General features: G+C 58.2%; 15 protein-coding genes. 5 read left to right on the top strand and 10 right to left on the bottom strand.

Annotated elements, in window-relative coordinates:
* Nucleotides 1-272 precede the first annotated feature (272 nt).
* Nucleotides 273-2447, bottom strand: a complete 2175-nt coding sequence (locus MOP44_RS04955; RefSeq protein ID WP_260796612.1) for a P-loop NTPase fold protein — start codon at nucleotides 2445-2447, stop codon at nucleotides 273-275.
* On the opposite strand from MOP44_RS04955, the gene MOP44_RS04960 reads away from it, so the two are divergent.
* Entirely contained in the window at nucleotides 2349-2657 is a 309-nt protein-coding gene (locus tag MOP44_RS04960) for a hypothetical protein (RefSeq protein ID WP_260796729.1), read from the top strand. The two genes, MOP44_RS04955 and MOP44_RS04960, sit on opposite strands and share 99 nt — an antisense overlap.
* Nucleotides 2658-3818: 1161 nt before the next feature.
* Nucleotides 3819-4061 (top strand): hypothetical protein, encoded by a 243-nt coding sequence (locus tag MOP44_RS04965; RefSeq protein WP_260794805.1) that lies wholly within the window; start codon nucleotides 3819-3821, stop codon nucleotides 4059-4061.
* A gap of 289 nt (nucleotides 4062-4350) precedes the next feature.
* Here MOP44_RS04965 and MOP44_RS04970 read toward each other — a convergent pair whose 3' ends face one another.
* From MOP44_RS04970 to MOP44_RS04980, 3 genes are all read right to left on the bottom strand, one after another.
* Nucleotides 4351-4608: an SOS response-associated peptidase gene (locus MOP44_RS04970; protein WP_260794806.1), complete on the bottom strand. Its 258-nt coding sequence runs from the start codon at nucleotides 4606-4608 to the stop codon at nucleotides 4351-4353.
* Between the two features lie 441 nt (nucleotides 4609-5049).
* Nucleotides 5050-5553 (bottom strand): acyltransferase, encoded by a 504-nt coding sequence (locus MOP44_RS04975; RefSeq protein ID WP_260794807.1) that lies wholly within the window; start codon nucleotides 5551-5553, stop codon nucleotides 5050-5052.
* Nucleotides 5554-5666: 113 nt separating this feature from the next.
* The gene (locus MOP44_RS04980) at nucleotides 5667-5816 is read right to left on the bottom strand and encodes a hypothetical protein (protein ID WP_260794808.1); all 150 of its coding nucleotides are present in this window, start codon (nucleotides 5814-5816) and stop codon (nucleotides 5667-5669) included.
* Nucleotides 5817-6337: 521 nt separating this feature from the next.
* Between MOP44_RS04980 and MOP44_RS04985 the strand changes: the two genes are divergently transcribed.
* Entirely contained in the window at nucleotides 6338-7321 is a 984-nt protein-coding gene (locus tag MOP44_RS04985; RefSeq protein ID WP_260794809.1) for a class I SAM-dependent methyltransferase, read from the top strand.
* A gap of 365 nt (nucleotides 7322-7686) precedes the next feature.
* On the opposite strand, the gene MOP44_RS04990 is transcribed toward MOP44_RS04985, so the two are convergent.
* The 5 genes from MOP44_RS04990 to MOP44_RS05010 form a co-directional block, all read right to left on the bottom strand.
* On the bottom strand, nucleotides 7687-8100 hold the full coding sequence (locus MOP44_RS04990) for an SRPBCC family protein (RefSeq protein WP_260794810.1): 414 nt from the start codon (nucleotides 8098-8100) through the stop codon (nucleotides 7687-7689).
* A gap of 68 nt (nucleotides 8101-8168) precedes the next feature.
* Complete coding sequence (locus MOP44_RS04995; RefSeq protein ID WP_260794811.1) at nucleotides 8169-8591, bottom strand: DoxX family protein; 423 nt, start codon at nucleotides 8589-8591, stop codon at nucleotides 8169-8171.
* Between the two features lie 78 nt (nucleotides 8592-8669).
* A complete protein-coding gene (locus MOP44_RS05000) occupies nucleotides 8670-9629 on the bottom strand; it encodes a sigma-70 family RNA polymerase sigma factor (RefSeq protein WP_260796613.1) in 960 nt (319 codons plus the stop codon).
* Nucleotides 9630-9730: 101 nt separating this feature from the next.
* Nucleotides 9731-10654, bottom strand: coding sequence for a haloalkane dehalogenase (locus MOP44_RS05005; RefSeq protein ID WP_260794812.1), 924 nt, complete (start codon nucleotides 10652-10654; stop codon nucleotides 9731-9733).
* Nucleotides 10651-11238: a TetR/AcrR family transcriptional regulator gene (locus tag MOP44_RS05010; RefSeq protein ID WP_260794813.1), complete on the bottom strand. Its 588-nt coding sequence runs from the start codon at nucleotides 11236-11238 to the stop codon at nucleotides 10651-10653. Before MOP44_RS05010 ends, MOP44_RS05005 begins: the two co-directional genes overlap by 4 nt.
* 102 nt (nucleotides 11239-11340) lie before the next feature.
* On the opposite strand from MOP44_RS05010, the gene dnaG reads away from it, so the two are divergent.
* A complete protein-coding gene (dnaG, locus tag MOP44_RS05015; protein WP_260794814.1) occupies nucleotides 11341-13119 on the top strand; it encodes a DNA primase in 1779 nt (592 codons plus the stop codon).
* Between the two features lie 28 nt (nucleotides 13120-13147).
* On the opposite strand, the gene MOP44_RS05020 is transcribed toward dnaG, so the two are convergent.
* On the bottom strand, nucleotides 13148-15352 hold the full coding sequence (locus MOP44_RS05020) for a winged helix-turn-helix domain-containing protein (RefSeq protein WP_260794815.1): 2205 nt from the start codon (nucleotides 15350-15352) through the stop codon (nucleotides 13148-13150).
* A gap of 356 nt (nucleotides 15353-15708) precedes the next feature.
* Between MOP44_RS05020 and MOP44_RS05025 the strand changes: the two genes are divergently transcribed.
* Nucleotides 15709-16275, top strand: coding sequence for a hypothetical protein (locus MOP44_RS05025; protein ID WP_260794816.1), 567 nt, complete (start codon nucleotides 15709-15711; stop codon nucleotides 16273-16275).
* Nucleotides 16276-16374 lie beyond the last annotated feature (99 nt).

The raw sequence follows: 16374 nt of genomic DNA on the forward strand, positions 1-16374 counted from the left end.
TCACAGGATTGCGTTTATCATAAGGTTTCCACCCAATCACCATGTTTGAACAGGTCCTAAAGAAGATCGACGACGCCCTCTGGAATCAGGCCGGTTGCATCACTTAACTCGACTACACCTAGCCCTCCTGCCCGCTGTTCCTCAAAGTACCTCGACAACCTGGAAGAAGATAAAAAGGCTGTTTGCGCCCTTGAGGGATGCAAGTACGACTACATCCTGGAGCCGAAGCAATCCGACTCAAAGCTGGATTTAGCAACTCAGACGAAGAACCTTTAGAAAGTGAAGCACTCAACGCGCTTTAGCCATTTCTCCAAGAGCGAAGAAGTGAATTGTTCGCCGGCATCGGCCACGAGGTGGTTATACAAATCGCAGAATGCCGCCCAAGAGCGGTTGCCCTCTCCCAGCTTCGAGGAGGCAGAGACGGTGTCGGATGGTTTCAGCGATCGCAGATGTCGAAACCACTCCCGGGCAACAGAGGGCTGCCCGGCGGCTACTGAGAGCAATAGCATGGCTATCTGAAATTCCTGACGCCCGCCGGGTTGTTTTCGAAAGGAATCCCATTCCGCATCAGAGAGACCGGCACGTACAAGCCTGTAGGTGTTGAGGAAGCGTGTGGCGCCGCGAGGAGTCTGGATGAGGGCGGAATAGTTCTGCAGAGCCTCGCGTTCCCAGGAATGGAGTGGCACGCTGCCGACCAGTTGAACGTGTGGCTGCGTATCGACTGCCGCGGGAGACTCGGCCGGAGGAGGTTTGGGCGATGATAAGGCCATTTCTTCGACTGCGGGAGCCGGCTGCACGGGGGACTCCTCCTGCCCTGAGGAGGGCGACTGCACTGCCAGCTTGGGCCCGAACGAGAGGTCAACATTCGGTATTTCGGTTTCGTTGAGACCAGATTCGTTGGGCGGTTCGGTGAGTTTAGAGATGAGTTGCTCAAATCCCACTGGGGTCATCGCAGGCAGGTGAACCGGGATGTGGAAGATCTTCTCGAGGTAATCGAGCGGGGTGGCGACAAGCTCATCGGCGCGGATGCGGTTTCCTTCACCCGCTCCATGCTCATCAGGCGGAGTGAGGAGCCCTTTGAAGCGGATGCGCAAGCTCTGCTTGAGACAACGCTGATCGACGCCGACCACGACGGCGAACAGAGGATAGGCGAGCAAGAGATGGACAGCTTGGAGAACGTCGACGACGTTCTCCGGCTGACACCGATCGAGGTCATCAATGAAGAGCACCACGCGATTGACCGAAAGGTGAAGGCCCTTCAGGTCATCAGCCTGATCGGGGGAGTTGGCGATCCTCGCGGAGAGGGCTTCCGCATCAGTAAAGATATCGCTGAGGGTTTGAAAATCTCGGCGCGCGAGGCTCACGAGGCCAAGCTGGCCCCGATAGTCGGAGGACTTGGCGCGCGCCTCGATGTAGCTGATCAACTGACGCTCGGGCCGCATCTCGTTCAAAGCCGAGGCTAGCAGCTTCTCGCGCGCTTCAGCCCGTTCCAGTGTTGCCTGTGCGGTAGCCGCGTCCGCCTCCGCCTGGGCGATGGTGCCTTTCAGGGTCAGGATCTGAGGGTCGTTGTTGCTGGCATGTTCGGCCTTGTTCTGCCATGCCTCCAGTTCCTTAAGTCGATTGCGTATCCACCGCATTGCGGGGGTGAGCCAGCCAAGAAATGCTGAGACCGCCAATATCACGGCTTTTACCCACATCGATAAGTGGCCCAACGCGTTGTGAAACCATGAGGCGTGGATGAGCATTGGCAGGAGAAAGCGCATGAGTAGGACAGCCGCGAGCATACCGACCAACCATGTGAATCGTCGCGTCATACCTTGTGGAGCCGTGGCGCGCCGCCACAGTTCGCGGGCCGATCCAAGGGTGGAGCTTAGCTCTTGCCGCTTCTTACGAACATCTTCGAGGGTCGCCTCCGCGGCTGGCTTCCCGAGAAGGTCAGACAACTCTTCGGTATCGGAAGAGGCAAGATCCGGGAGGGCGGCCCGGAAGCCCTCAATCGCACTTTTCAACTTCTGCTTGGCCGTTGTGCCTTGATCTTCCGCGGACTTGAGTGCGCCGCGGGCGAGGCGCACTTCGGCCTCGGCATTACGCAGTTCTTCGCGCGCTAGAGCGGTGACACCGCCGGCTTCCTTTAGCTGCGCCTGAAGCACCTCGAACTCTTTGTCCTTGGGGCGGATGTGCTCGAAGAGTTTGTCGAAAATTTCGGTCACGAGACTTGCCCACAGGTTGGCGTCGCTATAGTGCCAGGCGTTGAAGTAGATAGGAACGACGTTTTGGCACCATTTTTCCTGGCTCAGCAAACTCTGCGAGGATCCGCTCTTGGGAGGCGGCGGGGCGAGCATCTTGATATGGCGATCCATCAAATTCATGAAGTGGCTTTTCCCGCTTCCCCAGTTTCCAAAGAGGCCGATGGCGAGCGGCAGGCGAGTTTCGCGCAGGACGATCAACTCAGCGAGGGTATGGGCAAGATCGTCGACGCCGAGTTCGTCGGAGACAGGAGTATCGCCACCGACGCCGCAAAACTCGGAATTGTATCCAGGGGTTCCCGGGATGAACTGGTCGATCGAACTGGCCTGCAGCTTGATTTCGGCCTGAGCAAACGACTGGTCGGCCTGCTTTGGTGCTTCAACATCGATAGGCTGGACTGGAGGCGGTGACGGAACCTCATCCGCCACGGGTATTGAAGGCGTCCCGATTCTTGCTGTAAGCCCAAATATCTGTAGCCATGCTGCCTCGTTCGAGGAATTCACGTTCGAGCCAAGGAAATTGAGGAATTCTTGGGACAATTCGGAGGCATCGATACCTTGCTTTCGAAGGAATTGGCGGGCACCGGGAACGCCCCTCGCGGACGGAGCTGCGAGGAGTGCGGCGAAAAGGTGCCGGGGAGCGACTCTTGCATCACTCACTTCTACACGTCGGGCGATTTCAGCGGAGAAGTCTATTATGGAACGGGCATTGCGGCTGAACTTTCCGGGGATACCCTCCAGAGTTTCACCCGAGGAGCTCTTTGTCGGTTTCCTGAGGAACTGCGCGAAGAGGTCACGGTAGTTTGCGTTGCGACCAAGTACAGCCCGAACCCACCATGTGGTTTCGCGGTTATCGTCAGCCGTTTCTGCGAACGCGAACAAAATGCAACTCGAGCTAACAGATTCGCCCCCCCGCTCGAGCGCCAGCGACTGAGCCTTCTCCAATATTGACCGGCACCGGGGTGTCAGGCGGACCCTGATTTGGCGCCCGGTTTCTCCTGACGTCACGTTGGAGGAGGAGGCATATGCGACATTGCTTTCTTTGGGCGGGCCATCGGTCTGAGTTTTCGGGATAGCAACCGACGAATCCTGGCTGTTGCTTTCAGCCGGCGCGTCGCTGGAGGAGGAACTCCAATTTCCAAGAGATGGCACCGTGTTGCCGCTCTCCACTGACGACGATTCAGGATCAGTAGACTTGGGAGGTGTCGTGGCCATGACGTGGATGATATGCGGAGTTTGTGAACTATCCCAGTCCAAATTTCGTGGCAACCACGCACGCGCCGGAATCCTGCGGTCTGGGCAAAGCTGACGAGTTCCACAGCCATGGCGGTCAGGATTGTTGACCGGCATCGGCATGTTGTTGATTGCGGCCCAGCCAGGTTCGAGGCACCCGTTCCGTGGCGGGCCCCTGTGGTTCCGGTCATTTCAGGGGGCGCGTTACCGAGGCGGGGCTTTTGGTGAGCCTTCGCCAACGCGAACGTCAATCTTCGTGAACTGGACCCGTCAGCTGCGGGAACTTCGGTCCACCCGCGCAACGCTATCGCGAAGACGCTGGGCCGCAATCGCCGGACTGTGGTGAAGTTCCTGAGCAAACCAGAAGTTCGCGAACAGGTGGGCATTCAGCGCGAGGAGTTGGCAGGCATGTTCGATCAGGTCGCACACCGGAGCCTCACCTCCATTACCGATGAGGACATCAAGAAGAGCAGCCTCCAACAAAAGACCATCGCCGCTGGAATCTGCGTCGATAAAACCGCTTTGCTGCGCGGGGGAACCGCCAGCGGTCAGCAGCTCCGCGCACCCCGGTCTGAAAGCTAGTGCGGCGCCGTCGAGAGGGTCGTTTCGTGTAGTGCGGTGCAAGCGATCATAAACATCATGGTCGCAGCCATTCCTGACTCGACCGAAGGCTCATCGTTATTCTTGAGACAGACGGCAGAATTAAATGGGGATTAATGGCCTGCACCAGAGTCCACCCGAACCGCACTGGGCTGAAATGTGCGGCTTTCAGAGAGCCTCAATGCACCTCGGGTCATTATTTCTCACGTTCCCAACCCGCGCACAGACCTTCCATGCTGTCATCTCATCCGCGCTGTACGGCCGCAGCAGGTCAACAGTTGGGCGCGATGTTCCCCGGATCCAGCCATCTCTGGTACTCCTCTGGTAGCAGGATTACCGGCATGCTGTTGTGCAAGAGCTCCATCAGTTCGTTCGGATCAGTGGTGACGATGGTGTAGATGCCGGCCCACCTCGGCCACACTGCACATCGCGATCGGGTAACGCTGTGGTAACGATCGAACTGAAAAGCCCGGCAAAACCCATGCACGTCTATGCAAAGGTTGAATCCATTGAATCTACGTAACTTCATTGAGCTTTTCCGAAGCAATGCAAACGCTTCCAAAACGCGCCTAATCCTCTCGAAATGCCCTTTCACGGCGATAACACGGGTTCAAATCCCGTCGGGGACGCCAAATCAGTCCAACAACTTAGCCATTGTGGGTTTCTCGCCATGTGCGCGAGCGTGACGCTATCGTGACATTTCGCGTCGTGGTGGGCGATCTTCCGCATTGGTGCGATCCGCTCAGGTGGGAGAATCGGGCGCATGGAAAAGGAGCATAGGAGCGCGCCTCTTGTACACCCTCGCACCGGAGGAAACCGTCGGAAAGCTGTCTGATCTCGTTGCTCGGGAGTGCAACGAAGAACGACAAATCATACGAGCGGCGGCAACTTTTGGGGCATCGCGTTTGCAGTCGCAGCCGGACGATTCAGATTTGGTCGTTTTAGGTTGAATCTTCTTGTCTTAAAGCGTTCACCGCGTCAGCGATCCAGTTCCAGCCTCAACCCACTTTCTCACTCCGGAATCGTAGCGCTTCACCACTCTGGCGGGACTCCCCGCTACCACAGAGTAATCAGGCGCATCTCGCGTTACGACCGAGGCCGCGCCTACGATGCAATACTTACCCAGCTTTACCCCCGGTAAGATGATCGAGTGCATGCCAATGAAGCAGTCGTCTCCGATCTCCACGGGCCTGTCTACCAGTTCCACGCGGTTGCCAATCTTGCGTGGATCACCCACGTCCTCATACTCGTGATTCACGTCTACAATGACGCAGCCCCCGGTGATGGTGACCCGCTTCCCGATGGTCATTCGTGAGCGGCATATGATGTGCACGTTCTGTTCAATATTGGTATGGTCCCCGATGGTCAGGCACGGATCCGCGCAGTCTGGTGTCCGGATGCATTCGATTCTGGCGCCGTTGCGAATCAGAACCCGCTTGCCGACGGAGGCGAACTCGGTATTCAAGAGCAGCATCGGCTTGATGATGCGACTCCCCCTCCCGACAGATCGGAACATAGACTGATACCGCAGTACTGTCCAGATGCGCTGCCACAGGCATGAAGCTCGATAGAGCCGCACACTCAAGGTCATTGGAAGCGCTCCCGTTTCCAGTCCCATAGCCCAATCTTGCCGCAGATCTCTTTGATAACGTGAGCGTTCACGCCGCACGGATCCTTCAGATGGAACGCCATCGACTTGGGCACCGTCCCGGACATCTCGATAACTCCAAGCAGCATGGCCCGGATCTCCTCTCGGGCAGCAGACTAGAGCCACAAAACAGTAAGGCACGATAATGTACTAGAGACTTATTTAATTCAACAAGTAAATACCGTCACTATCGACGTGTCAAGCACTAACAGATAGGAAAAAAACCTCCACCAGCCGTATCCGAATCAGGTGTTCCACCGTTCTGGCCTGGGGAACGACAGGAGCAATGTCGGGGAGATTCCTGCTACGAGTCAGCTCAGGGAATTCTCCTGAATAACGCAAAATGGAGCTGAGATTCGGCCTTAAATGGTTCATGCTCAAATCGAAATGAGAGGTGACAGTCAGGTTGACAGAAAGCCGCACAGGTCGAGTAGAAGGCCATCCGCTACCCGCCACAGCCGCGAGCACGTCGCTGGGGCACTTCCGGCTTGGTTCGGCTCAACCGCGGGCCGCTGCGCGGCGACTGCACGGCAGGGGAGCGAGGCGGATTCTTGCCGCCATTCGAGCCATCGCTGATAACCTTCTGGCTTCAGGATAGTGGAGGTGCTTTATGGCGGATATCACGAACAGCGCCAATCAAGAGCGGTCAATGCCCGACTTCTCAGACCCGCGCAAATGGAAACTTCTTTCCGCGTGCCCGCTATGTGGAGCCTCTCACCTTTCACTTAAGGTAACGGCCCGTGACCGTCACTATGGGAACCCCGGCACGTTCAAAGTTATGGAGTGTGGAGAATGCGGGGTCTACTTCTTAAACCCAATGCCTACCCCGGACTATTTGTCCAGCGCCTATCCAGATAACTATTACGCTCACGCCCTCAAAGCCTCCGAGGCGCCGCAGGGCTTGATTCGCCGGGTTAAGAAGATCCTTCGAACCGTGCTCTTCAACCGCAAAACAAAGGACCCTGAATTCAGCAGTCCCGGGCGAGTGTTGGATGTGGGCTCCGGATACGGTGTTTTTCTCAGCCAAATGAAACGTGACGGATGGGAAGTGTATGGCGTGGAGCCTGATTGCGAGGCCGCGGCGCGGGGACGGCAGGAAGGCCTCAACATCTTTGGAGGCTTTATCGAGCAAGCTCAATTCCCTTCTGATTATTTCGACTACGTGAGGAGTAATCATTCCTTTGAACATGTTCACAATCCACGGGAACTCCTCCGGGAAATGCGACGAGTGATCAAACCCACGGGTTATCTCTTCATTGGGGTACCAAATGTCAGAGGGCTCGCAGCGCGTATTTTCGGAACTTATTGGTGGTATTTGGGTGCTCCAGTACACACCTTCGGTTATTGCCCTCGGACATTGCGTGCACTATTAGAGTCGGAGGGCTTCAGCGTAGAGTCAGTCAAATATAACTCAGAATATGCAGGGATCTTCGGGAGTCTGCAGATTTACCTCAATCGCAACAATGGCAGGATGTCGAATGATGGAAGAGTGATACATAGCCGAGTGCTCATGGTGGCAGGCCACTGGGCGGGGCGGCTTCTGGATTTGCTAAGGGCGGGCGATTGTATCGAAGTCATAGCGCGACGCCGTTAGTAGTTCCTGAAAGGTGATTTTGTTTCGTGTCGGGACCGGTTCGCGATATAGCGCTGTCTGCCTGCTTCATTGTCGAGCACTTTACATCGGCGCTTCCCCAATGAAGGGGTAGCGTCACCGTCTGCATTTGACTTGCGTGAGCCAACGCAGGCAGCAGATGCGCTCATGGGAAGCGGCTTCCCGGCCATGAATGACAGTGGTACTACGTGATTTCGGTGCTTCATTGAGAGTAGTACTCCATTGGCTCAGGACGCCTGATATCCCGTAGCTCGATGGGCTTTGGCCCAGGTCTCCGAACGAGAGAGACCTGGCACCCTGATTAAGCGTTTCAGTAGGATCTATGCTCCAGCGGCCTTATGGAACCATCACCGGATCTGCTTCGCTTCGACATGTTTTGCGAAACGATCCAGAATCGCTTGCCAGCCTTGACGCTGTTGCTCCTCGGAGTGGGTAGTTTCAGCATCGAATGACTCGCGAACGGTGACCTCCCCATTGCGGTCGAGGAACTCCACACGAAGCGTCCTTTCGCCGAACCTGCTCTCGATTAGCTGGTGCTCTACGATGCGGGTATATGTCCCTGCAAAATCGAAACCCATACTGCCGTCTTTCGCCTCCATGCGCGACGAGAATGTTCCTCCCTCACGCAAGTCGACCGCGGCCGCGGTAGTATGCCAGTCATCGGAAGCCGCATTCCACTGCTTGATGTCCTCGGGATTTGTCCAGGCTGCCCAGACCTGCTCAATGGGCGCGGCCACAACCGTCTCAACGGTGATCTTCATTGTTGTCTCCTCTATTGGTGCTGAATTCAGCGATCGGATATCGTTCCGTTCGATTGGGGAAGTCGCGGTCAAGACAGAAGCGCCCGCACGCGTTCGTCGCGTAAATAAAGACCAGTCCAAACCAGGCTGGCGAACACGATAGGGAACAGAATATTGAACGACGGCGCACCGATACGCACCTGAGAGGCAACGGCTCCGCCAAGATAACCGGTGAGCAGAAGGGCGCCAAAGACGGCGCTTCGAGGAACAAAATACAGAACGGTGCAGGCCAGCAGCGCGAGACCGATGGGAACAATCGATGACTCGCGGAATCCGAGCTGCAGTGTGGCTGTTACGACGGCCGCAGGCTTCACGAACTTCATCACGGCGTCAAACAGAAAGAACGCTCCGAGCAGCATACTCAGGACGCGCCCGGTCCAGAGCTTCCATCCAGCGGAAGCGGTCTGATGTTGAGTGAAGTTGCCGGCGGCAGGTTGTGCGATGGCATTCATGGCTCATGTTCTCCTTCTGAACCAATGACCGAGGGAGTGCCGGAAACTCATCGGCCTGCGACCAAATTTTTCCTTAATTCATTGGGGAGGCAGATGGACGGGGAAACCGAATCGAGGGAACAGCCTGTTTACGTCCAGAAAGCTGTTGACCGCGGCGATCTGATCCCCGGCAAGCTCCAGAACAATCAGCGCCCACGCTGTGTGTCCGCCGGCCGGATTGGGTCGGTATTGGGCGAACGCAGGCCAACCCGAAGCGAACGTCGGAAGCAGGCGCGAGCCACGGCATCCCGATCCCAGGCCCAGCATCCACGTTTGAACATCCAACGGGCCCTGCAGCCATAGCGAGTACGGAGGCATGCAGAACGTGACCTCCTGCTTCATCAGCCCTACCAGGCCATGGACGTCATAACTCTCGAAGGCAGCGACATACCGCTCCACCATCGTGCGCTGAGCGGGAGTCAAGTCGGCTGGCTGATCGGGGCTCCTTTTCGCGAGTGAGCTACGGGCTCGCTGCAATGCGCTGTTGACTGAGGCAACCGAGCTATCCAGGGTCTCCGCAACTTCCGCAACCGGGCACTCCAAAACCTCCGCCATCAAAAGCGCGGCGCGCTGTTTGGGCGGCAGCTTTTGAAGAGCAGCTACGAAAGCGAGACGAATGCTTTGCCGAAGCGAGGCTTTTTCATCGGGTCCTGCATCGGTGTCCGCAATATCCGCGTCCAGAATTGGCTCAATCCAGTAACTATCGGGCTGCTGAGTCAGAGCGTCCAGAGGCGGCGCTCCCGGCGCAGGCGACCCTTCTTCGATGGGACGCGCACGGCGACCACGCCGGCTCAACTCATCGAGACAGACGTTGGTCGCTATGCGATAGAGCCAGGATTTTAGAGAGCAGCGGCCGTCGAAGCGGTCGTACGCCCGCCATGCACGGATCATGGTTTCCTGCACGGCATCATCCGCGTCGAAGGCCGAGCCTAGCATCCGATAACAGTGGCCTAGAAGAGCGGGCCTGTAGGCCTCAAATTGTAGGGTCTCAGCGATCACGCCAGGAAGTAATTCCAAGGCCCAGTATAAATCGAAGCCTCCATTACGGATCCATGTGGAACTTAGCGTTGGTGTCGATCAGAACCGCTAGTGCGGTCGTCCTATTTTTCCAAACCTAAAGACGCGCCTTCCGCACCTCTGGCTGATGTGACTCCCAACTCGACCAGCCATTCCTTGATGTTTGCTCCGATGACGTCAGGATGGTCCTCCTGCAGATAATGAAGCCCAGAACTGAGGTGCACGACTTTGCAATTCGTCAGCCGTTTGGCAAAACTCTCCGCAAAGGCCGGTGAAATGAGAGCGCCGGGGTTACCAACGAAAAGCAGTTTAGGGTAGATCGATTGCGTGAGAGCTCGATGCGCTTCCTCAAGGGTGCCATATACATCCGCGGGCTGGCCGGCAATCGGCAGCTCATTCGGAAAGCGCCAGGTTGGCACTCGCGACTCAGGCGTTGGGAATGGCGCACGGTAGACCGCCATTTCTTCTTCCTTCAGCTTTCTCGCCATCGCAGCTGGAAGCACTCCTTCGATAAATGCGTTTCCTTGAAGAATCATCTCCTCACCTACGCCAGGCGTTCTGAATTTCTGGAAGATCTCAACCTGGTCGGGGTGGAAGTCGTTCCAGGTTGGCATGGGGCGAATGAACTCCATGAACGCCAGTCCACGCACGAACCCTGGCCTGCGCGCTGCAAGATGAAAAGCCAGCGCCGTGCCCCAGTCTTGCGCAACCACGAAGGCCGACGTGATGCCGGCGGCGTCCAAAAATGCATCGAGATAGCGCGCATGATCGACAAAGCGATACGCGATATCGGGTTTTCCCGATTGGCCGAAGCCGATGAGATCGGGCGCAATGCAATGCGCTACCGGTGCGACGTGCGGAAGGATATTGCGCCAGATGTAAGAGGAAGTCGGGTTGCCGTGCAGAAAGAGCGCGACGGGAGCCGCGCTATCTCCGGCTTCGCGGTAGGCCATGGTGGAATCAAGGACTTCGACTTGGGGAAGCATGATATCGGTCAGAATATTCATTTTTTCTCCTTGAACACGGTTTCGAAGACGATCTTTCTGAAGCGGTCAAGCGGAGCCGGGCCCCGCTCCACTTTCATGCGCAGGATTGCGCCTTCCCAGGAAGAGAGAAGAAATTCAGCCAGGTCCATCGGATCGAAGGTCGAGTCAATCTCACCGAGGTCTTGCGCCTCAGCGATGCAGGCGGCAAAGGGCGCTCGCCACTCCTCGAAGATTGCCTCGAGCCTGTGGCGCAGGAGCTTGCTCTGCGAAGCAGTCTCAATGCTGAAATCACCTATCAAACATCCGCGATTCCATTTGTCACCGGCGAGACGCCCGCTGATGATCTCCAGATAACGATGCAGCCGTTGACGGGGCGTGAGGGTCTTGTCGTCCAGAGCACTTCGCACCGCGATCTTCACGTTCTCGAAGTAGCGATCGAGGACTTCCTTCGCGAACTCTTCCTTCGAGCGAAAGTGATTGGTGAAAGAACCATGGGGAGCGCCGGCTTCAGCACAGATATCGCGCACCGTTGCGCCCTGATATCCAGCTTGAAACATGACCTTGAGGCCGGCGTTGAGGATGTCTTCTCGAAGCGAGGTTCTCATGAAGAAATAATACGTACGTGCGTATTAACTGTCAAGAGATCTCAAAGGAACCTTGATCCATGATCTTGCCAAGCCAGCCCCGCTATCCTTGACTCACGTCTCGTGACAGACTTTGCCCAGTCCGTAAAGCAGCAGGCCGACATCGTCAAGGTGATCGAGCAGTACATCCGCCTGCGCAAAGCCGGCGCCGTGAACTACTCCGGCCTCTGCCCCTTCCACAAGGAAAAGTCGCCCTCCTTCAGCGTCCACGCGGTCAGGCAGTTCTATCACTGCTTTGGCTGCGGCGTATCGGGCGACGTCTTCAGCTTCGTAGCCAAAATCGAGAACGTCAGCTTCCCTGAAGCCGTGCGTATCGTCGCCCACAAGTGCGGCATCCCCCTGCCCAAAAAGGAATACTCCTCCCCTGAAGAAGCCGCCGAGGCACGTCTACGCCGCAAACTGCTCGACCTGCACGAAGCCGCCACCTCCTTCTACGAAGAGCAGCTCCGCGGCCCCGAGGGCGCCATCGCGCGCGAATACCTCGCCGGCCGCGGCCTCGATCAAAAAGGCCTCGAGAAATTCCGCATCGGCTACTCGCCCGATAGCTTCAATGCCCTGCGCGACCGCCTCAGCTCCATGGCCGACGCCGAAACCCTCCGCGCGTCCGGCTTGTTCAGCCAGAAGGAGCATGAAGACGGCACGCTCGGCCACGTCTACGACCGCTTCCGCAAGCGCGTCATGTTCCCCATCTGCAATGAGAGTGGCCGTGTCATCGCCTTCACCGCGCGCACGCTCGAAACCGGCGACAAGGCCGGCGCCAAGTACATCAACTCGCCCGAGACACCCCTCTACACCAAGGGCCAGGTCCTCTTCAATCTCGACAAGGCGCGCACTGCGATCCGCCAGACCGAGTTCGCCCTCCTCGTCGAAGGCCAGATGGACTGCATCTCCGTCTTTCTGCGCGGCATCCAGAACGTCATCGCCACCAGCGGCACCGCCTTCACTGAGCACCAGGTAAACTTGCTCCGTCGCCACACATCCAACGTCGCCGTCAACTTCGATCCCGATGCCGCAGGCGCGAACGCCGCCGAGAAATCCATCTCTCTCCTCACCGAAGAAGGCTTCACCATCAAGATCGTCACGCTTGAAGACGGCCTCGACCCCGATCGCTTCATCCGCGAGCGCGGGGTCGAAGCCTACGTGGCTGCCATCCGCGGCGCGCGCCGCCAGTCCGACTACCTCATCGAACGCGCCCGCCAGATGTTCCCCGGTGCCACGGGCGACCAGAAGGTCAAGGCGATGAACTACCTCCTGCCGCACATCAAGCGCATCCCTGAAGCGCTCGCTCGCGGCCAGTTCGCGCATGACGCCGCCCAGAAGCTAGGCATCGACTCCGCCGTCCTTCGCGAGGAACTCCGCCAGGCCGCCCTCAAGCGCCGCGACCATGTCGAAGTAAAGTCCTCGCCCCTCACCGAGGTGGAACGCGTTCTCCTCCGCGCCCTTGCCATCATCGACCCCGAGCATGAGGAGGCCCGGCGGCTCGCGGCTGCTGCCATCCAGCAGCAGCCCTCCTGGTTCGAACAGCTCGTGGCATTCCCCGCTATTCAGGCTCTCGCCAACCGCCAGGCCAACGACCCCATGGACGTCGTCGAGGACGAGAGTCAGCGCGCTCTCCTCGCCCAGGCCCTCCTGGGCGAAACGCGCCCACCCGGCGACGCCGAAGTCTCGGGCGCCCTGCAGCACATCCACGAGGAAGCCATCGAACACCGTCGCCGCGAGCTACTCCGCGAAATCGCCGAAGCCGAACGCCGCGCCGACATGACCGAAGCCCTCCGCCTCACGCAGGAGAAACTCCAACTCGACAAGGCGCTTCGCGAACTACACCAGCGCGGTCAGGAGTAGAGCAATGCGTCAGCCGCCCGAAGGCCCCCTATCTCTCACTCAGATGGATTGCATAAATTCCATAGGAGTTCAGATCGCGCGTGTAGTAGGCTTTCCCGTCCGGGCCCAGTGTGAGCGACGCGTCTAATATGCGTTCCCTCGGCAAGTCCATCACCTTCTTGGGCATCTGTCCCTTCAGAGTGATGCGCCACCAGGCCAACGGCGGATCTTTGGTTTGGCTCCTCAAGAAATAGAGGGCGCTGCCATCAGGCGACCACAGGTTCCATCCAACCGTGTCCTCCTGCGCTGTGAACCACGTGGTCCATACCTGCTTTTGGAAATCGAAGAGACGGATGGAGTGCATGTCGAAAGTAAACGCCGCAAGATAACGCCCATCCGGGGACCAGCGGGGGCTGAAGAGTCTCGACGAACCAGGAACCGGTCTCACCTTCCTCGTCTGGAGATCCACTCGAAGCAATTCCAGCTCCGCTGAGCCTCGGTCCCGCGCGAAAATGATCTCCTTACCGTCCGGCGACCAGGTGGGATCGGCCTGCTCATGGCTGTCTTCCTTGTCCGGAACCACCTGTTCGGGGGACCCGCCGTCGCGCGAAATCACCGCAATCTTCGTCAGCTCGCCCGGGCGTGTCCACTCGAAAGCTATCCTCGTGCCATCCGGAGACCACCGGGCAATTCCGGCGCTTGAGTCATCCGACGACGTCAGTTGCACGCGTTCACTCCCATCACTCCGGCTGCGCCAGAGACTGGAATAGGGAGTCGTCACATAAACCACCCACTGCCCGTCCCGGCTGAATTCCATCGATTCTGCTGGAACTCCGGACACAAACGGCTCCACCTTGTTTGTAACTGGGTCGTAACGAACTAATTGGCTGTCATCCTTCATCCCAAATGCAAACAGCGTCTTCCCATCGGGGCTGAAGGCAACCCGAGAGGCAAAGCACATGGGCCCACCAGTTAGTTGCACCGGCGCTGCGTGGCTGCTGGAGAACCACCCGCCGCGGCGCTCCCGCATCACCCATAAATTCTCGTGGAATGCGCCTTTCCAGGTGACCGCCCCGAAAACATAAAAGCGACCGTCAGGACTCCACACCCCGCCATCCTGCCGAGTTCGGTCGAGCCATCGCGGCAAGACGCGGTGTGCTCCTGACCCGTCCGTCTTCGCTTCCCACACAGCGCAGCCCGATGTCTCGCACGCGCTCAATCGCAGGCGCTGTCCATCGGGCGAAACCCGCAGGGCGCTGGAACCGCCAGGAGTTCCGGGGGCGGTCCACAGCTTGCGCGCCTGCGAGCCGTCTGTGTAGCAAATCCACACGTCCGCGCCCTTCGTGAAAACAATCTGACTCCCATCGGGAGTGAAGGTGGCGTCATCCGCACTCACATCGCCTACTCTCCGTGGCGGCCCCTGTGGCAGAGGATCAATCCAAAGAGACGAGGACGCACCCCAGTCGACAAGCAGCAAGCTGGAGCGGTCCGGTGCGATATCGAGTAAACCGGGCGCAAGTAAAGGCGTCTGCATCTTCGACGGCTCTCCACCGCCAGGCGAAGTCTGCATCAGTACCACTCGATCGTTAACGATCTCGTTGTAGTAGACTCGGGTTCCGTCGCTGGCCAGCATCGCCGTCGGTCTTCCGCCATTAGTACCGTTGGTGATCGCATCAATGCTCGTCACATGCGGCACTGCGCGCCAAAAAGCAACCAGCCACACCGTCACAATCGCCAGCGCAACAATGGATCCCGCAGCCACAAGCCACGGAAAGCGAGAGCTGCGGGTCCGCTCCGCGGTGTGCACCAAAACGGGGCCTTCGCTCTTGTCCTTCGCAGCCGCACCCAAAAGAGTCGAGACTCCGACATCTGAGTTCGGCTGAGCCCGCCTGGTCCCGTCTCCCGCGCTCCCATCTGCTTCGATTTCCGAGATAAACCGGTATCCAAGCCGCGGCAGCGTTTCGATATACCGCGCATGTTCTGCGTTATCTCCAAGCGCATCCCGCAGCCGTCTGATCGTGCTGTTCAGGCCATGTTCGAAATCAACAAACGTATCTTCCGGCCAGAGCTTCTTGCGCAACTCCTCGCGTGTGACCAGTTCGCCTGGCCGCTCCAACAGCATCAGAAGCACATCGATCGGATGTCCGTGCAGCTTCAGCCGGCTGCCGTTCCGGAACAGCTCGCGCGTGCGCATGTCGAATTCGAACGCGCGGAAATGCAATCGATTCGTCGGGGGGTGGACCGGACTTTCCATGGCGGCAAGCCTCCTGAAAAGCGAAGCCCGAATAGCCATCCGTGCGCACCGCGCACCCCAGTCTCGGCAAGAGCTTAGCACCGATTCAGTTATTTAGCTGTGATCTGGCGGATAAACGTTGCAGTTTGCGCGACTTGGCGCGTGATCAAACAGCAGTTCAGAAAATACCTCCCTTGCATTGATATTCCCGGACGACGGGCACAGCATGGTCCCGTCTGATGGGCCTCCGGCTGAGGCGATTCAGGTAGCGATTCAGGTACGGTTCCTCAACTCCGCTCGCCTTCGCAACAAAGCGCGCTCCCGTGTGACGGGAGCCTGCATAACCCGAACGTGACTTCGTTCACCTGGAGGGAGCTATGAACCGGCTTCTTTCCGCCAATATCTTCAGGAACGCTGCTGCGGCAGCCTTCCTCGTGCTGTTGTCCACCGCCTGTGCCGCAGTCACGGGCGACGCCGAAAAGATCTCCCAGTTGCTGCGCCAGGCCAAAACGGACGCGGTGCAGACCGCTAACGATGCCCTGCAGTTGGAGACATATTCCATGGCCAACATCCCCTGGCAGGTGCACTACTACCGCCTGGTTGCCACCGGAGACGGCGTGAACGCTCTGGTGAAGGATTGGAAGCAGCTTCAACAATTGCGCGACAAAGCCACTCCGGAGCAACAGGCCGTCATCGATCAGTTGGGAGAACTGCTTAACGGCCTCGCGATCCGAGTTAACGCAGCCAGGCACTACCTCGCTCAGAACCCGAATGAGGTCAACATGCCCACATTCCACGATCAGATCCGCGCCAACAACACGGACATCCAGAATGCGTCCCTCGCGGTGTGTCAGTGCGCCTCGAAAGCTCGCCAGCTGCTTACCGCCAAGGTCGACAAGAACTCCGGTCCCGATTGTCCCGCCGCCCCCACCAAGGGGCGTTGAAGCGGGAGGGACCAACGATGCCGTCCCATTGAGACGGCATCGTTTTGTCTCTGTGCCCCATCGGAACTCGCCTGCTGAACGCTTGCCCCTTACCTTGGT

Origin of the sequence: Occallatibacter riparius (assembly GCF_025264625.1) — a bacterium.
GTDB lineage: Bacteria > Acidobacteriota > Terriglobia > Terriglobales > Acidobacteriaceae > Telmatobacter > Telmatobacter riparius.

Excerpts from the sequence above, each read along its gene's own strand:
- MOP44_RS04960 (WP_260796729.1), top strand. The coding sequence starts at position 2,349 with ATGGCGATCCATCAAATTCATGAAGTGGCTTTTCCCGCTTCCCCAGTT.
- MOP44_RS04970 (WP_260794806.1), bottom strand. The coding sequence starts at position 4,608 with ATGAAGTTACGTAGATTCAATGGATTCAACCTTTGCATAGACGTGCAT.
- MOP44_RS04975 (WP_260794807.1), bottom strand. The coding sequence starts at position 5,553 with ATGCTGCTCTTGAATACCGAGTTCGCCTCCGTCGGCAAGCGGGTTCTG.
- MOP44_RS04980 (WP_260794808.1), bottom strand. The coding sequence starts at position 5,816 with ATGCTGCTTGGAGTTATCGAGATGTCCGGGACGGTGCCCAAGTCGATG.
- MOP44_RS04985 (WP_260794809.1), top strand. The coding sequence starts at position 6,338 with ATGGCGGATATCACGAACAGCGCCAATCAAGAGCGGTCAATGCCCGAC.
- MOP44_RS04990 (WP_260794810.1), bottom strand. The coding sequence starts at position 8,100 with ATGAAGATCACCGTTGAGACGGTTGTGGCCGCGCCCATTGAGCAGGTC.
- MOP44_RS04995 (WP_260794811.1), bottom strand. The coding sequence starts at position 8,591 with ATGAATGCCATCGCACAACCTGCCGCCGGCAACTTCACTCAACATCAG.
- MOP44_RS05005 (WP_260794812.1), bottom strand. The coding sequence starts at position 10,654 with ATGAATATTCTGACCGATATCATGCTTCCCCAAGTCGAAGTCCTTGAT.
- MOP44_RS05010 (WP_260794813.1), bottom strand. The coding sequence starts at position 11,238 with ATGAGAACCTCGCTTCGAGAAGACATCCTCAACGCCGGCCTCAAGGTC.
- MOP44_RS05020 (WP_260794815.1), bottom strand. The coding sequence starts at position 15,352 with ATGGAAAGTCCGGTCCACCCCCCGACGAATCGATTGCATTTCCGCGCG.
- MOP44_RS05025 (WP_260794816.1), top strand. The coding sequence starts at position 15,709 with ATGAACCGGCTTCTTTCCGCCAATATCTTCAGGAACGCTGCTGCGGCA.